Source organism: Alcanivorax sediminis, assembly GCF_009601165.1.
In the GTDB taxonomy this organism is placed as follows: domain Bacteria; phylum Pseudomonadota; class Gammaproteobacteria; order Pseudomonadales; family Alcanivoracaceae; genus Alcanivorax; species Alcanivorax sediminis.
In genome coordinates, this window is record NZ_WIRE01000001.1 from 1,232,717 (window position 1) to 1,248,634 (window position 15,918).

Here is a 15,918-nt window from a genome sequence, read left to right on the forward strand (position 1 = left end):
TCAATGGCTTATCGTATGGAGGGCTGGGCGGAAGGGCGCTCGCACAAGCGCGCCATGAGCAGTGCAAGCGGCACCCAAAGGCTCATCCAGCTGGCATGGAAGGGCACCAGCAGGTAGCTGCCGGCGGCAAATGCCATACACAGGCCGGGGACCACTGCGATGGTGTAGGTGCCACGGGTGCCTTGCACATCTTCGCGCTGCAAGAGGGCAGCCAGAGGGCTCCCCCAGCTGGCGATGAACAGAACCAGACCCACCAGGCCCAGGCTGTGTACCAGCAGCAGGAACAGATTGCGGGGGTGGGCCAGCTGGATGAGCTGGTTTCCCTCGTGCCCCAGGATACCGTTCAGGCTTTCCTGATTCAGGCCATTGCCGATCAGGGGATGCAGGAAGTAACGGCTGGCGGTGACATCGGTGCCGCCTTGCACCATCAGATAGAGGGCGGCCAGGAAGGGAATGACCGCCAGCCATGGGCGGGATGAACGGCTGGCCAGCCAGGCGATGACCAGCATCAGGCTCATCAGCCCCAGTGGCAGAGACACCAGCCCGATAAACAGCAGCCCCATGATGGCACCGGCAAAACGCCGCGCGCCTTTGCCACCAGGGCCTTCTTCGAGCCCCTGGGACAGCAGAATGAAAGTAGGGGCAACCATGGCCATTAGCGCCAGAGAAGGATCCAGGGACGGCAGGCGGAAAATCAGGTTGGCGGGTTCACTGAAAAGCGGGCTGGCAAGGGGTTGCGTGGTGTAGTAACTGACGGTCACGACTGCGGCGGCGATTATGGCGCAGAGGGCGCCATTGGCCAGCGCTTCCTTGAAGGTATTGCGGAAATAGAGGTGCAGCCAGCGGAAGATGCCTACCATCACCAACAGCTGCACTACGCCCCGCACAGTCCGGGAAGTGTTGGGGTCTTCAGCCCAGGCCATGCTGAGTAAGGCCCAGCCCAGCAGCAGATAGAACGGCACCAGCAGCGGCGAGGTCAGCAGGCGGTGGTCACCGCTGACCATGGCCCGGGTGAGCAGGGTCAGGGAGGGCAGGAAAAACAATACATCCAGCACGTTCAACAGCCCGATGCGGGAATGAAACAGGAAGGTGCCGGTGAACATGACCGCGAAAGAGAGGGTCAACCACCAACGAAGCCAGCGTCCTTGCATGATGTTGGGAGGAAGAGGTGGCATAGGGTTCCTGAAGCTCCTGACTGTTCCTGACGGGCATCATACCCTTGTCAGCGTACGCTGTGAGTGGCAGCAGCGGCAAAGTGTACTGTCCGCGCCTGTTTGCATCCACCCAAGATGTCTTCGCCGGCGTGTTTGGCGCTTTGCCTATGCTACACTTCGCCCCAATTTGGCACTGTTGTGTTTTGGAGACGCTATGCACAATCCGCAGATTCCCGTTCTGGCCAAGGCCCGCGTACTGGTGGCCGGCGATGTCATGCTTGATCGCTACTGGCATGGTCCCACGGGGCGGATTTCGCCGGAGGCACCCGTACCGGTGGTGAGGGTCACGGATCTGGAAGACCGCCCAGGCGGCGCTGCCAACGTGGCCCTGAACATGGCGGCACTGGGTGCCAGCGCGGAGCTGGTGGGCGTCACCGGTGATGATGAGGCGGCGCGGATCCTGGAGGAGCGCCTCAATGCCGCCCAGGTCGGCTGCCATTTCCAGAAGGTGTCCGGCCTGCCCACGATTACCAAGCTACGGGTCATTAGCCGCCAGCAGCAATTGTTGCGTCTGGATTTCGAGGAAGCCTTCCACGACCAGGATCCGCAGCCCTTCGCCGATAAGGTGGCGGAGCAGCTGGAGCATTGTGGGGCTCTGGTCCTCTCTGACTATGCCAAGGGGGCGCTGCGTGACTGTCAGGGCTTGATTGCGCTGGCCAGACAGTCCGGGGTGCCGGTGTTGGTGGATCCCAAGGGCTCGGATTTCGCTCGCTATCGGGGTGCCACCCTGCTGACGCCCAATCTGAGCGAGTTTGAAGCGGTGGTTGGCGCGGTAAAAGATGAGCAGGACCTGATCACCAAGGGCCAGCAGCTGATTCGGGATTTTGATCTGCAGGCATTGCTGGTGACCCGAAGCGAAAAAGGCATGACCTTGCTGCGCGACGGAAAGCCGGAGCTGCACCTGCCTGCCCGCGCACGCGAAGTCTTTGATGTGACCGGGGCTGGCGATACCGTGATCTCTGTGTTGGCTGCGTGCATTGCTGCCGGTGCGGCCATGGAGGATGCCGTGGCCCTTGCCAATATCGCCGCTGGCATTGTGGTGGGCAAGCTGGGTACGGCGGTGGTCTCCGCGCCGGAACTGCGCCGCGCGGTGCATCAGGAAGGTGGCTTTGGCCGGGGCGTCATGACCGAGGAGCAGCTGCTCATCGCCATCGAGGATGCCCGCGCCCAGGGCGAGAGGATTGTCTTTACCAATGGTTGCTTTGACATCATTCATGCCGGCCATGTGGGCTATCTGGATTCTGCCCGCCGTCAGGGTGATCGTCTGGTGCTGGCGGTCAACGGTGATGATTCCATACGTCGCCTGAAAGGACCGGGCCGCCCCATCAACCCCCTTGAGCGCCGCATGGCTGTGCTCGCCGCGTTGGAAGCGGTGGACTGGGTCGTACCCTTCGACACCGACACCCCGGAGCCGCTGTTGGAAGCCATCAAGCCGGACGTGCTGGTGAAAGGCGGTGATTACAGTGTGGATGAAGTGGTGGGTCACGAGTTCGTGAAAGGCTACGGCGGCGACGTGAAGGTACTCGACTTTATTGACGATATCTCGACGACGAAGATCGTGGAGCGAATCAAGAAAGATAATTAATAGTTAATAATGAATAATTAATAGCTGCGCGAGCAGCGATTGTTTTCATACCAAGCAATGAGGCCGCGCCCAAAATCTGGGCGCGGCCTCATGCGTTACAAAACATGAAAAACCGGCTCTCGACGTTATTAATTATTCATTATTAACTATTAATTCCTTTACGGTGGCGGGCCGGCGTCACTCCCGTCCATCTTTCAAACGCACGCACAAATGCGGCGGATTCACTGTAGCCCAGCAGCTCGGCGATCTCGGCCACGCTGCGATCAGAGTCGGCCAGATAACGCTTGGCCTTTTCTTCCCTGGCCTGATCCATAATGCCCTGGAAGGGACGGCCTTCCTTGCTAAGCTGTCGACGGAAGCTGCGCTCGGGGATACTGAAGGCCTGAGCCACCTGCTCTGCGGTGGGGAAGGTGCGGGCAAACAGTTTCAGGTAGGCGCTGACGCGATCGCCCAGGTGGTCGGTGGGCGTTTCGCGGCGGGCCAGCATGGCGTCACACTGATCACGATACATGTCCTGGGCCATCCTGTTGTAGCCGGGCAGGCGGACCGCCATGTCCTCATTACTGATCACCGCCTTGCAATAAGGTTGCTCGTAGCGGACAGGGCAGCCGAAGTAGTCTTCAAACACCTGAGCTTCATCAGGGCGGGGGTAGGGCATCCAGACTTCCATTGGTTTCAGGCTCAGATTGAGTTGGGTCTGGATGTCGTTGACCAGTTTGAAGGTGCCGATCATATCGCGGTCGATCAACGTGCGGCTGACTTCCGGGGGCAAGGGGATGGGGTGGAGCTCCAGAGCGGTGGTCTTTTCCCCCGGAACCAGCGCCAGTTCGCCATACAGGTAGGTCAGCGCCTGGTATTTCACTCCGAACTGAAATCCCTGGAAGGCGGTTTCGCTGGTCATGAACAGCATGGCCAGCTGGCCGTAACCGGCGAAGCCAAAACTGCTTCCCATTTCAAAGCCCAGCAGCGGGTCGTCTACCTGTGGCAGCAGCTCAGTGAAAATCAGCAACTCGCGGTCGCGGCCAATTTCGCTATTGGGATCCAGCTTGTTCCGGTCCAGCCCATGCCGTGCCAGCACGGGGGCACAGTCGATGCCCTTTTCCCTCTCGAGCAGGTCGATGGTGTAGATCAATGCGAGAATCGAGCGTGCAGACATGGCCGGAATTATCAATTTTTCAGTCAGGTTAACACGTATTCACAGGGCAAAGGCAAGGATAGAGTGTCGTCATGCCTACATACCGGATTACCGGAGGAGACGAATAATGACAAGTCAGGCCCAGATCAATGTGAAAACCCGTCGCGTCAAGGTTGCCATCGTCGGTGGTGGCTTTGGCGGCATGTGCATGGCCATCAAGCTGCGTGAAGCGGGTATCGAGGACTTCTTGCTGCTCGAGAAAGGCAATGGCATGGGGGGTACCTGGTACCACAACAGCTATCCGGGCGCGGCCTGTGATGTGCAGTCTCACATGTATTCCTTTTCCTTCGAAGGTAACCCGGACTGGAGCCATCGCTACAGTGGCCAGCAGGAAATCCACAACTACATCGAAGGCGTCAGCCAGAAGCATAACCTGCGCCAGTACACTCGCTTCAACGCGGAAGTGACCGGTGCCCACTTTGACGACAAGGTGGCACTGTGGACTCTGGATCTGGCCGACGGCTCCCAGGTGATCTGTCAGCACTGGGTGCTAGCCAGTGGCCCCCTGCACGTGCCTTCCTTCCCCAACTTCAAGGGCATGGACACGTTCAAGGGCAAGATCATCCACTCTGCCCAGTGGGACCACGACTACGACATGGCTGGCAAGAAAGTGGTGTCCATCGGCACCGGTGCCAGCGCCATTCAGTATGTTCCACAGGTGGCCAAAACGGCAGGCCACCTGACCGTGGTGCAGCGCACGCCGCCGTGGATCATTCCCCGTGACGAACGCGCCTATTCAGGTTTGAGCAAGTGGGTATTTGGTCGCTTCCCGGCGCTGCGCAAGCTGCATCGCCTGCGTCTTTACCTGAGCAACGAAGCGCGGGTGCTGCCGATCTTCAATCCGCGCCTGGCCAAATTGGCCGAACCGGCGCTGAAAGCCTTCATCAACCATCAGGTGAAGGACAAGGAGACTGCGCGCAAGCTGGTGCCCAATTACACGCTGGGTTGCAAGCGCATCCTGATTTCCAATAACTACTACCCCACCTTCAACCGTGACAATGTGGCGCTGGTGACGGAAGGAGTGAAGGAAATCCGCGAGAACAGCATCGTGTTCAGTGATGGCACCGAGCAACAGGCGGATTGCATCGTGTTGGGTACCGGTTTCATTGTTGATCCGCGTATCTACATGAAGGATTTCGAGATCACGGGTCTGCCCGGTCGCCGTTTGCAGGATGACTGGAAAGATGCGGCCCAGGCGTATCTGGGTACCACGGTGAGTGGCTATCCGAACATGTTCCAGCTGGTGGGTCCCAATACTGGTCTGGGTCATAACTCCATCATCTTCATGATCGAGAGTCAGGTGCGCTACATCATGGATGCCATCACCAAGCTGGATAAGCGGGGCGATGCCTGGCTGGATGTGAAGCATGATGTGCAGGATCGCTTTAACGACAAGCTGCAGGATTCGCTGAAAGGCACCGTGTGGCAGAACGGCGGTTGCATGAGCTGGTATCAGCAGGCGGATGGTCGCAACACCGCCCTTTGGCCCCACGCTACTTTCCAGTTCATGGCGCGGACCTGGACCGTGAACATGAAGGACTACAACTGGCAACCGGCGATTGAGAAGGTGTCAGTGAAAGAAGCTGCTGCCAGCTAACAAGCAGTGACGAGTTGCGAGTAACGAGTTTCGAAAGGCAGAAGCGGGGATCACCAGCCCCGCTTTCCGCTACTCGAAACCCGTTCCCTGCTTGCCTGATCCGGCGTTTCGCAATCGGCTCTGTTGGCCTGCTGGTAAATCGGTAGCGCCACTTCCATCCTTTCCTGCAGAGCCTCGATCCTGCTGTCATGGTTCGGATGGGTGGAGAGAAACTCCAGTGGCTGGCCGCCACCTGCCGCGGCCATATTTCGCCACAGGGCGATGCTTTCCCGAGGATCAAACCCGGCGCTGGCCATGAGTTCCAGTCCCATCAGGTCGGCTTCCTCTTCGTGGGCGCGGCTGAACGGCAGCGCAATCCCCAGATGGGCACCCAGGCCCAGTGCCTGAATAACACTTTCCATATCGGTATCCCCCTCACTGAACAACCCGATCAGCATCAGGGTGGCTTTGATGCCCAGTTCCTGAGTCAGCCTCTCGTTGCCATGGCGGGCAAGGACGTGGGCTATCTCATGGCCGATCACGGCGGCCAGCTGGTCATCACTTTCCGCCACGGCCAGTAAGCCCTGATGGACGCCAATCTTGCCGCCCGCTACGGCGAAGGCATTGGGTGTGTCGTTGGCAAACACTACGACTTCCCAGGTTTGCGGCAACGGGCTCCCGGGAAAGCGGGCTTCAATGCGGCTGAGCAGTTGGTTGGCCACACATTGCACCTGCTGCCTGGCTTGATCGTCCGAGCTCACGGGAATCTGCTGCTGAATCTGCAGGAAGGTCTCTCGGCCAAAGTCCGCCATCATGCTGTCAGGTATCAGCGCCAGTTGCTCCCGGCCAGTGGGTGTCTGATCGCAGCCTGAAAGGGCGAAAATGAGAAGCATCAGAAAACAATTGCGTTGCACAAGCGTGTCCGGGGAGCCATGGGTGTTATCAAGGTAGCGGAGACGGGCGGCGGTGTGTAGTCAAGAAGACTCAGGTTTTCCGGAAACGAAAAAGGCCTCGCGTAGCGAGGCCTTTTCGAAGATGGTGCCCGGAGGCGGAATCGAACCACCGACACGGGGATTTTCAATCCCCTGCTCTACCGACTGAGCTATCCGGGCAATCAGGGCGCGTATTAAAGCCTCTGAAACGGGGCGCGTCAACCCATCTGGCGTTCATTTGTTCGCATCGTGAGCAACCGGGGTATATCCCTCTGCTTTTTCATAGTTTTCATTGTTCAGAAAACGGTCGCGCTGCTCATCCAGGAAGACTTTGGCTTGTGGATCCATCACGTTGAGATGCTTTTCATTGATCAGCATAGTCTGCTCGTGAAGCCATTCCTGCCAGGCCTTCTTCGACACATGCTCAAAAATGTCCTGCCCCTTGGGGCCGGGGAAGGGGGCGCGATCCAGGCCTTCCAGTTCGGTCTGGTACTTGCGGCACATTACCGTGCGGCTCATGGCGACTCCGTAAGCTGATTACAGTGGGAGAGACTATAACATGCGGGTCTGGCGAGGGGCTGCCAGTCCCGCCAACAGTTTCTTGACGGGCGCTGCGAGGCCGAGTTCGCCGGGCGCGGCGGGGTCGACCCATTTGCCTTCACTGTCGCAGGTGCCCTGTATCTTTACCGCAATTTCCAGCGGCGTGATGTCCAGGTGAAAGTGGCTGAAGGTGTGGCGAAAGCCGTCCAGGGGTTGGGCGTCCGCCTTGGCGCGCATGGCGCGGGCTTGCAGGGCGCTGGCCGACTCGTCCGCCGTTTCTGTCTGGGGGAAGCACCAAAGGCCGCCCCAGATGCCCTGTGAGGGGCGCTGCTCCAGCCACACACGGCCTTGATCATCACGGAGGATCAGCATGGTGGTGGTGCGCACGGGAACCGTTTTCTTCGGCTTTTTGCCGGGGAAGGCTTCCGGATTGCCATTGGCAAACGCGCTGCAGCCCTGGCTTAGCGGGCAGGCCAGGCAGTCTGGTTTACTGCGGCGGCACAGGGTTGCGCCCAGGTCCATGATGGCCTGGGTGTAATCGGCCAGTCGCTCATCGGGGGTGTAGTGTTCGGCCAGCTCCCAGAGGCGCGTCTCTATCTGCTTCTTGCCGGGCCAGCCCTCCACGGAATGCAGTCGTGACAACACCCGTTTCACGTTGCCATCAAGAATAGGCGCGCGTATGCCACGGCTCTGGGCAAGGATGGCGCCGGCGGTAGAGCGGCCGATGCCGGGCAGGGTGGCCACTTCATCTACGGTATCCGGGAAATCGCCGCGGTAGTTTTCCAGCAGCTGCCTGGCGCACTTGTGCAGATTGCGGGCGCGGGCGTAGTAGCCCAGTCCTGTCCACAGGTGCAGGACTTCATCCTGCTCCGCCAGCGCCAGGGTCTGCACATCCGGGAAACGCTCCATGAAGCGTTCGAAGTAGGGGATGACCGTGGTCACCTGGGTCTGCTGCAGCATGATCTCCGAGATCCACACCCGGTAGGGCGTGCGCGGATGCTGCCAGGGCAAGTCCTGACGTCCGTACTGGTCGTACCAGTCGAGCAGGGCCTGGCTGAAACGGCTTGGCGAAAGTGTTCGGTGGGCCATGATTGTCCGGTTAAAAAAGCGGATACGGGCTTTGCCCGTTTCCGCCTTATCATTTGGCGTGCTGCATGTTGCGTGAAGCGTGCAGCGTCTCCTAATTAAACAGCTTTTTCAGGCCGTCCTGGATCTGCTTGTCCACTTCTTCCTTGGCCTTTTTCTTGGCTGCGTCCTTGATGACTTCCTCGGCGGTGTCGCCTTCGCCTTCAATACCCAGTTTGTCTTTCAGCTTGTCCTGGGTGGCTTTGGCGGCAACCTGTTTGCCAATGTCCTTGAAACCGGATTTGTCCGGACCGCACCACTTGGCTGGATCACCTTCCAGATTACCCTCACAGCGCAGTGGCCAGGTGGTGTCCGTCAGGTACTTGGAGGTGCCCAGTTCCGGTGACTGCATGCCGATCTTCAAGTCAAAATCCTGGTTGAGGATGTTCATCCAGCCATTGCCGCTGATCTTGCCCTTGCTGAGTACCGCATCCAGGCTGTCCAGGTAGGCCACGTTCTTGTCCAGGCGCGCCTTGGAGTTCAGGTCGAGGATCTTGGTATCTTCGGACAGGGCGGAAGGCAGTTTGCCTGATTCCTGGCCGGGGATCATGGCGGCGGCCAGGCCCTGGAATTGGCCAAGCATGTCGTTAACACCGCCAACCAAGGTGTTGTAGAGGTTCAGTCCGCGTACGGTGGCATCGGACAGGTTCAGGTCCAGGGTGCCCTTGGCAGAATCCATCAGCGCCTTTTCGCTATTGCCACTGGCGCTGTAGTTACCGGTCATGGAGAACAGGCCTTTGGCCAGATCATCGTCCAGAGCCATTTGCGCGATGGGCTGGATCTGCACACTGGTGACCGTGTTGCTGGCAGTCATTTTCGGTGTCTTGCCAGAGGCATCCAGCGTGGCCTGGGCGCTGAAGCTGCCGTCCAGCGTTTTGCCGGTGGCCTGGGTCAGCTTGATGACCCCGTTTTGGGCGGTCACAGCGAATTTCAGGTCACTGGCGCTGATGCCGTCATAGCTGAGGCTGCCAATGGCAAATTTCCCGTCGATCAACAGCGGGCGCAGGGTTTCAACCGGGATCAGTTCGTCGGTGGACAGGCTGGCCGTGCCGCCCGTTTTGCCGGTGCCGGCAGCGGCGTCGCTGCTGTCTTCTTCTGTGCTCGGTGGCATATAGCCATCCAGATTGATCGTGTCGAGCAGCAGGTCAAAGACAATTTTGCCGCTTGCCAGACTCGCCAGCCCGGCGCTGCCGCTGAGAGTGCTGTTGTCCAGTTTGAGAGTGAGGGGTTTGACCATTACGCTGCCGGGCTCACCCCCGAGGGTGGCATCCAGGGATATCTTGCTGAGCGCGTTGCTGTCAGTGGTTTCAATGGGGGCCTCGCCGATGGATTGCAGCACCTTGTTGGCATCAAAGGGCTGGGTGGCAAGCTTGCCGCTGACCTGCAGGTCGCTGGTGAGGGCTTTCACATCCACGTTGCCGCGGGTTTCGGTGCCAGCGGCGGTGAGCAGCAGGTCCTTGATGCTGAGGGTGTCGTCGGTGAGGTTGACGTCCAGATTCTGTTCAAGGTGAACATCGACCGGCATGGTGGTGGCGCCGGCGATATTGGCATCCAGCGTCATGGGATTGAGCACGAAATGAGTATTGTCGATATCCGCAGCCAGTACGGTGTCCAGGCTCATATCTACCCGCATGTCGCTCTGGTCCTGATAGCGCAGGGACATCTGCAGCGGGAAGGGCTCATTCAGGTTTACGTCCTGGGCGCTCAGGTTGAAGTGCTCAACCACGATGTCGGTGCCGTCGACCGTGTTACGGTAGCGCACCTTGCCATCAGAGACGATCACCTCGGGAATGGTCAACGGGATATCCAGGCTTCCGCTCTCGGCGCTTTCCGTGCTGGTGGCCTCTTCCGGGGTTTCCGCTTCGGCCGTGGATTGCGGGCCGATTAGCTCCCAGTTGGCTCCGTCAGGCGCATCCACCAGATTGACTTCCACGCCGGCCAGGCGGATGCCGTCCATTTCTACCTGCCCATACAGCAACGGCAGGACCGCTACGCTGAGAGAGGCTTCGTTGAGGGCCGCAAACAGCGCTTCCTGGTCGGCGATGCGCGCTTCGGTGCGGCCGATGCTCACACCCAGTGAGGGCCAGAACTGCCATGCGAGGTCGCCCTCGATATTCAGGGTCAGGTTGGCCTGTTCGCGGGCCTGTTTCTCGATTTCCGGCTTGAACTCATTGGGATCAATTACCTGTGTGATCACAAAAACGGCTATCGCCAATAGCAAAATGATGGCAACTACGGTGATCAGCAAAATTTTTAACAGGCGTCCCATGGAGCTCTCCTTGCGTGTTTGCCAGTTGACCGGGATTATAGCAGCCGTGAATAACGTACCATAACCGTTGAATTGGTTTAGCAATAGTTAGGGGAAGGACCTTTGCAAAAGTTCCATTTGGTTGTGTTTGCTTTTTTTGCGTTGCTGAGTACTGCGGCGCAGGCGATCAAACCTGAGCCTGTTGTCCTGAAGGGAATCGGGGAGGCTGTTGTGCTGGGCGACAGGATGCAAATTCTGGAGGACCCGGAAAGTCACTGGTCTCTGGATCAGGTGCGCAACCAGTTTGCCAGCCGGTTCCGTAACAGCGAGGCTTCGGCGCTGAGTTTTGGTTTTACGGACAGCACCATCTGGTTGCGATTCGCGGTGGATGCCACTGCGGCCGAGGGCAGCTGGTTCCTGGTGGAGCGCTATCCTATTCTGGATGAGCTGACGTTGTTCGTGCCCGACAGCAGCGGTGCATACAAGGAATTCCCCGTGGGTGATACGCGCCCGTTTTCCCTGCGCCCGATGGATTTGCGCTCTTTTGTGTTTCCGCTCAATACCGAATCGGGAGGGGAAACCGAGTATTACGTGAAGGTGAAGGGCAAGGGGGCGCTGAACATGATGCCCATGCTCTACAGTGCCAAGGGGTTGGTGGAGTACACCTATATCGAACAGCTGATCCAGGGCCTGTTTTACGGTTCGCTGGCGATCATGCTGGTGTACAACCTGATGCTTTATCTGTCACTGCGTGACAACGTGCACCTTCACTTTGTGATGTTTCTGGCCGGGGTGCTTTACTTCAATATCGCGGTGAGCGGTTACGGCCTGCAATTCTTGTGGCCGGAGTCACCCAAGATCAATGAGTATTTTTGGCTGGCGACCTATGTGATTGCGACAGCGCTGGCGCTTTACTCGCGGCAGTTCCTCCAGCTTGCGCAGCGTTTCCCCCGCTATGATCGTCTGCTTCGCCATTACCTGATCATGATCGGCATGGCCTTCCTGCTGCAGTGGGTGTTGCAGCCCCCGTACTCATACCACCTGTCGACTTTCGTATCGCTGTTGACCGTGGTGCTGTTCAGCTGGCTTGGCTGGACAGTTTGGCGACAGGGCTTCCGGGTTGCGCGTCTTTATGTGCTGGCCTGGTCAGTGTTCCTGTTGACCATTTTCCTGTTCGCCATTGGCAACCTTGGGTTGATCCCTTTCCATCCGATAATCCCCTATTTGCCGCATATTGGTGCGCTCTGGGTGGTCGTGATGCTCTCCCTGGCGCTCGGTGACCGCATCCGTTTCCTCGAGAACGAACGCAAGCAGTTGGCGCTGGAAGCCCAGCAGAACCTGGAACGGCATCTGTCGGATATCGAGCAGATGAACCAGGACAAGTCCATGTTCCTGCAGTACATCAGTCACGAACTGAATACACCGATCAACTGGATTGGTGCTGCGGATTCGCTGGGTGGCAGCAACAGCGAAGACAGTGACGTGGATGTCTGGGCCATGGTGCGCAAAGGCCAGAAACGGTTGATCGGTATTGTGGGTACCTCGCTGCGATATTTTGACTTGTCTGATCGTAATCAGCCGCCACTGGTGGGGGCGTGTCAGCCCATGTGGCTGATTGATGCCCTGGTGCGCGAGCAGTCAGACCGCATTGAAAAATCCGGCATCAGCTTTCGCAACCGGGTATCCCCTAACCTGCGGGTAAGGGCCAGTGAGAGCGAGCTGAAAGAAGTCTTTGCCATGGTGCTGGACAACGCACTCCGTTTCAGCGCGGAGGGTGGCAATGTGGACGTATCCAGCGAAGTGGATGTGGCGGGCGGCTTTGCGCATATCGTGGTACGCGATGAGGGCAAGGGGGCCACGGCGGATCAGCTTGAGAAAATTATGGAACCGTTCTTTGTGATGGGCTCACGGCACCATGAGGAAGGGTTTGGTCTGTCGCTGGCCATGGCAAGGGTCATGGTGGAGCAAGTGGGGGGGCAGTTGTGGGCAGAAAGCCCCGGGCCCGGCCGGGGCTTCAGTCTGCATTTGCGGCTGGCGCTGGCCGAAATCGATACCGCTAACGCACCCTGACCCTGCTGAATCAGGCGCTGGCCTGCTGGCAATGTGCTGGCAGGCTCACAGCCTCCCCCAGTGCCTGGCTGATCAGGCGCAGGAAATCCTTGCCGACACCCCGTCCGCGGGTGGCCGGATGCACTACCATCCAGTCCATTGCAGGCTGGTTTTTCTCGATCAGGGCGATAGCCACGCGCTTGCCATTGAAGTGGGCGGCGAACAGGCGGTGATCCCCTGATGCCAGAGCCTCCTGGAGTTTTTGCCGGTATTCCGGGTCATCGCGCAGCACCTGATCAAAGGTCTGGCATTCTTCCGGAGAGAGGGGGTGGGCCTGAACACTGATGGGCATGGGGTCGACTCCGCTGGTTGGGGGAATGGGTGGCTCTGCCACAATGGTGTCAACAGGCCGTCAGGCTGCGTATAATAGCCGGCCCAATGCCCGGGAGGTATAGATGAGCAAGCGAAGCGCGACTGTTGAGCGCAACACCCTGGAAACCCAGATTCAGGTTTCCATCAATCTGGATGGTACTGGTCAGTGCAAACTGGACACCGGTCTGCCGTTTCTGGAGCACATGCTGGACCAGGTAGCCCGCCACGGTCTGGTGGATCTGGATATTACCGCCAAGGGTGATTTGCACATCGACGCTCACCATACCGTCGAAGATATCGGTATTACCCTGGGACAGGCGTTCGCCAAAGCCGTTAGCGACAAGAAGGGCGTTCGCCGCTATGGCCATGCCTATGTGCCGCTGGATGAAGCCCTGTCCCGCGTGGTGGTGGACCTGTCTGGCCGTCCTGGTCTGGAAATGTTCGTGGATTTCACCCGGGGCAGCATTGGCGGCTTCGACGTGGATCTGTTCTATGAATTTTTCCAGGGGTTGGTCAACCACGCCATGATTAGCCTGCACATCGATAATTTGCGTGGCAAGAATGCTCACCATCAGGCCGAGACGGTGTTCAAGGCGTTTGGCCGCGCCCTGCGTATGGCCGTTGAGCCTGATCCGCGCATGACCGGTATTACCCCGTCCACCAAGGGCACCCTGAGCGAAAAAGAGTAACTGCAGCCATGAGCGAAGTAGTTGCCGTTATCGATTACGGCATGGGCAACCTGCACTCTGCGGGCAAAGCTCTGGAAAAAGTGGCTAACGGCCAGCAAATCCTGATTACCGGGGATCCTGACGCGATTCGCGCCGCGGACAGAGTGGTCTTTCCCGGCGTTGGCGCCATTCGTGACTGCATCGCGGTGCTGAAGGAAACAGGCCTGGATCAGGCCATCCGTGATGTGATTGCGGCGGGCAAGCCGGTGCTGGGTATCTGTGTCGGCATGCAGGCACTGATGGCGCACAGTGAAGAGAACAACGGCGTGGATTGCCTGGGCATATTCGACGGGGAAGTGACCTTCTTTGGCGAAATGCTCGACGAAACCGGTGGCAAGCTGAAAGTGCCGCACATGGGCTGGAACCAGGTGCAGCAGGGCATGGCGCATCCCATGTGGGCGGGCATTGCCGACAATGCCCGTTTTTATTTTGTGCACAGCTACTGCGTCACCGGCCTGGCCGATGAAGAGGTGGCCGGTTATTGCGATTACGGTCGCCGTTTTGCTGCAGCTGCCACCCGCAATAATGTTTTCGCGGTGCAATTCCATCCGGAAAAGAGTGCAGATGCTGGCCTGACCCTGCTGGAAAACTTTCTGCGCTGGCGGCCATAACGGCCGCTACGCAATTCCCTGTTTGATCGACTGAAAAACGCATAACGCGACGAGACTCTGATGCTACTGATTCCTGCCATCGACCTGAAAGACGGAAAATGTGTTCGCCTCAAGCAGGGGCGGATGGAAGACGATACGGTGTTTTCCGAGGATCCGGTGGCCGTGGCTACCCATTGGGTCGAGCAGGGTGCCCGTCGCCTGCACCTGGTGGATCTCAATGGTGCTTTTGCTGGTGAGCCGGTCAACGGCGAGATCGTCAAGGCCATTGCCCAAAAGTATCCGGATCTGCCAATCCAGATTGGTGGGGGTATCCGTAGCCCGGAAATCATTCAGGCCTATCTGGATGCGGGTGTGCAGTGGGTAATCATCGGTACCAAGGCCGTGAACGAGCCTGAGTTTGTACGTGAAATGTGCAAGCAGTTCCCGGGTCACATTATCGTTGGACTGGACGCCAAAGACGGTATGGTGGCCACTGATGGCTGGGCCAACGTGACGGATGTGAATGTGATCGACCTGGCCAAACAGTTCGAAAATGATGGTGTGTCCGCCATCGTTTATACCGACATCAGCCGTGACGGCATGCTGCAGGGTGTCAATGTGGAAGCCACCGTGCGTCTGGCCCAGTCCATGTCCATTCCGGTGATCGCTTCCGGCGGCATTACTGACCTGGAAGATGTACGCAATCTTTGTGAAGTGGCGGATCAGGGCATCAGCGGTGCCATCACTGGCCGGGCCATTTACGAAAATACCTTGAACTTCGCAGAAGGTCAGGCTTTGTCTGACGAACTGATCAAGGGCTGAGGCGGAGACAATCATGGGACTCGCCAAACGCATTATCCCCTGTCTGGATGTGGATGACGGCCGTGTGGTCAAGGGTGTTCAGTTCGTGGATATCCGTGATGCCGGTGACCCGGTGGAAGTGGCCAAGCGCTATAACGATGCCGGTGCCGACGAGATTACTTTTCTGGATATCACCGCCAGCCATGAAGGTCGCGATACCACCCTCCATACGGTGGAGCAGATTGCCAGTCAGGTGTTTATTCCCCTGACCGTGGGCGGCGGTGTCCGCACTCTGGAAGATATCCGCAACCTGCTGAATGCCGGTGCCGACAAGGTCGGCATCAATTCGGCCGCAGTCCATAACCCGGAATTTGTCCGTGAGGCTGCGGAACGTTTTGGTTCCCAGTGCATTGTGGTGGCCATTGATGCCAAGAAAGTCAGTGCCGAAAGCGAGCCTAACCGTTGGGAAATCTTTACCCATGGTGGTCGTAAGCCCACCGGCCTGGATGCGGTGGAATGGGCCAGGCGCATGACCGACTACGGCGCTGGGGAGATCCTGCTGACCAGCATGGATCGTGATGGCACCAAGAATGGTTTTGATATCGCACTGACCCGGGCGATTTCCGAAGCGGTGCCAGTGCCGGTGATCGCCAGCGGTGGGGTAGGCAACCTGCAGCACCTTGCTGACGGTGTGATCCAGGGTGGAGCGGATGCGGTGCTGGCGGCCTCCATTTTTCATTTTGGTGAATATTCAGTGGAAGAAGCCAAACGTTTCATGCAGAACGCAGGTATCGAAATGCGTCTGGATTGACCGCATCCATGTCGTGTTTGCCTGTTGGAAAACCCCGGTTTTATCCGGGGTTTTTTGTGTCTTTTGAGGGTGTGAACAAGGCCCGTAACAGGCTGCGTAGTCTGTCGAACTTCTGCTGCCGTTTACCCCGGGCCTATAGTCCCGGCCTCGTT

The 15,918-nt window shown here is 58.4% G+C and carries 14 protein-coding genes and 1 tRNA gene; 7 read left to right on the top strand and 8 right to left on the bottom strand.

Annotation, left to right across the window (positions count from 1 at the left end):
* Window positions 1-8: 8 nt before the first annotated feature.
* Complete coding sequence (locus GFN93_RS05550) at window positions 9-1,175, bottom strand: hypothetical protein (RefSeq protein ID WP_153499623.1); 1,167 nt, start codon at window positions 1,173-1,175, stop codon at window positions 9-11.
* Between the two features lie 193 nt (window positions 1,176-1,368).
* On the opposite strand from GFN93_RS05550, the gene hldE reads away from it, so the two are divergent.
* Complete coding sequence (hldE, locus tag GFN93_RS05555) at window positions 1,369-2,799, top strand: bifunctional D-glycero-beta-D-manno-heptose-7-phosphate kinase/D-glycero-beta-D-manno-heptose 1-phosphate adenylyltransferase HldE (protein WP_153499625.1); 1,431 nt, start codon at window positions 1,369-1,371, stop codon at window positions 2,797-2,799.
* A 142-nt stretch (window positions 2,800-2,941) separates the two neighbouring features.
* On the opposite strand, the gene GFN93_RS05560 is transcribed toward hldE, so the two are convergent.
* On the bottom strand, window positions 2,942-3,955 hold the full coding sequence (locus GFN93_RS05560) for an AraC family transcriptional regulator (RefSeq protein ID WP_153499626.1): 1,014 nt from the start codon (window positions 3,953-3,955) through the stop codon (window positions 2,942-2,944).
* A gap of 106 nt (window positions 3,956-4,061) precedes the next feature.
* Here GFN93_RS05560 and GFN93_RS05565 point away from each other — a divergent pair, with 106 nt between their 5' ends.
* Complete coding sequence (locus GFN93_RS05565; protein WP_153499628.1) at window positions 4,062-5,591, top strand: flavin-containing monooxygenase; 1,530 nt, start codon at window positions 4,062-4,064, stop codon at window positions 5,589-5,591.
* Window positions 5,592-5,641: 50 nt separating this feature from the next.
* Here the strand turns inward: GFN93_RS05565 and GFN93_RS05570 are convergent, their stop codons facing one another.
* The 5 genes from GFN93_RS05570 to GFN93_RS05590 all read right to left on the bottom strand — a co-directional run bounded on the left by GFN93_RS05570 (window position 5,642) and on the right by GFN93_RS05590 (window position 10,436).
* Window positions 5,642-6,463, bottom strand: a complete 822-nt coding sequence (locus tag GFN93_RS05570; protein WP_153499630.1) for a M48 family metallopeptidase — start codon at window positions 6,461-6,463, stop codon at window positions 5,642-5,644.
* A 143-nt stretch (window positions 6,464-6,606) separates the two neighbouring features.
* Window positions 6,607-6,682, bottom strand: a tRNA-Phe gene (locus GFN93_RS05575).
* Window positions 6,683-6,736: 54 nt separating this feature from the next.
* A complete protein-coding gene (locus GFN93_RS05580; protein ID WP_153499632.1) occupies window positions 6,737-7,021 on the bottom strand; it encodes an oxidative damage protection protein in 285 nt (94 codons plus the stop codon).
* Window positions 7,022-7,054: 33 nt separating this feature from the next.
* Window positions 7,055-8,131, bottom strand: a complete 1,077-nt coding sequence (gene mutY, locus GFN93_RS05585) for an A/G-specific adenine glycosylase (RefSeq protein ID WP_153499634.1) — start codon at window positions 8,129-8,131, stop codon at window positions 7,055-7,057.
* Window positions 8,132-8,222: 91 nt separating this feature from the next.
* On the bottom strand, window positions 8,223-10,436 hold the full coding sequence (locus GFN93_RS05590; RefSeq protein WP_153499636.1) for an AsmA family protein: 2,214 nt from the start codon (window positions 10,434-10,436) through the stop codon (window positions 8,223-8,225).
* 225 nt (window positions 10,437-10,661) lie between these two features.
* Between GFN93_RS05590 and GFN93_RS05595 the strand changes: the two genes are divergently transcribed.
* Window positions 10,662-12,485: a sensor histidine kinase gene (locus GFN93_RS05595; RefSeq protein WP_235901681.1), complete on the top strand. Its 1,824-nt coding sequence runs from the start codon at window positions 10,662-10,664 to the stop codon at window positions 12,483-12,485.
* A gap of 10 nt (window positions 12,486-12,495) precedes the next feature.
* Here GFN93_RS05595 and GFN93_RS05600 read toward each other — a convergent pair whose 3' ends face one another.
* A complete protein-coding gene (locus GFN93_RS05600) occupies window positions 12,496-12,816 on the bottom strand; it encodes a GNAT family N-acetyltransferase (protein WP_153499640.1) in 321 nt (106 codons plus the stop codon).
* A gap of 103 nt (window positions 12,817-12,919) precedes the next feature.
* Between GFN93_RS05600 and hisB the strand changes: the two genes are divergently transcribed.
* From hisB to hisF, 4 genes are read left to right on the top strand one after another with little or no spacing between them, the layout of a single operon-like run.
* Entirely contained in the window at window positions 12,920-13,525 is a 606-nt protein-coding gene (gene hisB / locus GFN93_RS05605) for an imidazoleglycerol-phosphate dehydratase HisB (protein ID WP_153499642.1), read from the top strand.
* Between the two features lie 8 nt (window positions 13,526-13,533).
* A complete protein-coding gene (hisH, locus tag GFN93_RS05610) occupies window positions 13,534-14,175 on the top strand; it encodes an imidazole glycerol phosphate synthase subunit HisH (RefSeq protein ID WP_153499643.1) in 642 nt (213 codons plus the stop codon).
* Window positions 14,176-14,235: 60 nt separating this feature from the next.
* Window positions 14,236-14,976, top strand: coding sequence for a 1-(5-phosphoribosyl)-5-[(5-phosphoribosylamino)methylideneamino]imidazole-4-carboxamide isomerase (hisA, locus tag GFN93_RS05615; protein ID WP_153499645.1), 741 nt, complete (start codon window positions 14,236-14,238; stop codon window positions 14,974-14,976).
* Window positions 14,977-14,989: 13 nt separating this feature from the next.
* Complete coding sequence (hisF, locus tag GFN93_RS05620) at window positions 14,990-15,766, top strand: imidazole glycerol phosphate synthase subunit HisF (RefSeq protein WP_153499647.1); 777 nt, start codon at window positions 14,990-14,992, stop codon at window positions 15,764-15,766.
* Window positions 15,767-15,918 lie beyond the last annotated feature (152 nt).

What these genes read in the sequence shown, in the direction of transcription:
- GFN93_RS05550 (WP_153499623.1), bottom strand. Translation starts at nt 1,175, where the DNA reads ATGCCACCTCTTCCTCCCAACATCATGCAAGGACGCTGGCTTCGTTGG.
- hldE (WP_153499625.1), top strand. Translation starts at nt 1,369, where the DNA reads ATGCACAATCCGCAGATTCCCGTTCTGGCCAAGGCCCGCGTACTGGTG.
- GFN93_RS05560 (WP_153499626.1), bottom strand. Translation starts at nt 3,955, where the DNA reads ATGTCTGCACGCTCGATTCTCGCATTGATCTACACCATCGACCTGCTC.
- GFN93_RS05565 (WP_153499628.1), top strand. Translation starts at nt 4,062, where the DNA reads ATGACAAGTCAGGCCCAGATCAATGTGAAAACCCGTCGCGTCAAGGTT.
- GFN93_RS05570 (WP_153499630.1), bottom strand. Translation starts at nt 6,463, where the DNA reads ATGCTTCTCATTTTCGCCCTTTCAGGCTGCGATCAGACACCCACTGGC.
- GFN93_RS05580 (WP_153499632.1), bottom strand. Translation starts at nt 7,021, where the DNA reads ATGAGCCGCACGGTAATGTGCCGCAAGTACCAGACCGAACTGGAAGGC.
- mutY (WP_153499634.1), bottom strand. Translation starts at nt 8,131, where the DNA reads ATGGCCCACCGAACACTTTCGCCAAGCCGTTTCAGCCAGGCCCTGCTC.
- GFN93_RS05590 (WP_153499636.1), bottom strand. Translation starts at nt 10,436, where the DNA reads ATGGGACGCCTGTTAAAAATTTTGCTGATCACCGTAGTTGCCATCATT.
- GFN93_RS05595 (WP_235901681.1), top strand. Translation starts at nt 10,662, where the DNA reads ATGCAAATTCTGGAGGACCCGGAAAGTCACTGGTCTCTGGATCAGGTG.
- GFN93_RS05600 (WP_153499640.1), bottom strand. Translation starts at nt 12,816, where the DNA reads ATGCCCATCAGTGTTCAGGCCCACCCCCTCTCTCCGGAAGAATGCCAG.
- hisB (WP_153499642.1), top strand. Translation starts at nt 12,920, where the DNA reads ATGAGCAAGCGAAGCGCGACTGTTGAGCGCAACACCCTGGAAACCCAG.
- hisH (WP_153499643.1), top strand. Translation starts at nt 13,534, where the DNA reads ATGAGCGAAGTAGTTGCCGTTATCGATTACGGCATGGGCAACCTGCAC.
- hisA (WP_153499645.1), top strand. Translation starts at nt 14,236, where the DNA reads ATGCTACTGATTCCTGCCATCGACCTGAAAGACGGAAAATGTGTTCGC.
- hisF (WP_153499647.1), top strand. Translation starts at nt 14,990, where the DNA reads ATGGGACTCGCCAAACGCATTATCCCCTGTCTGGATGTGGATGACGGC.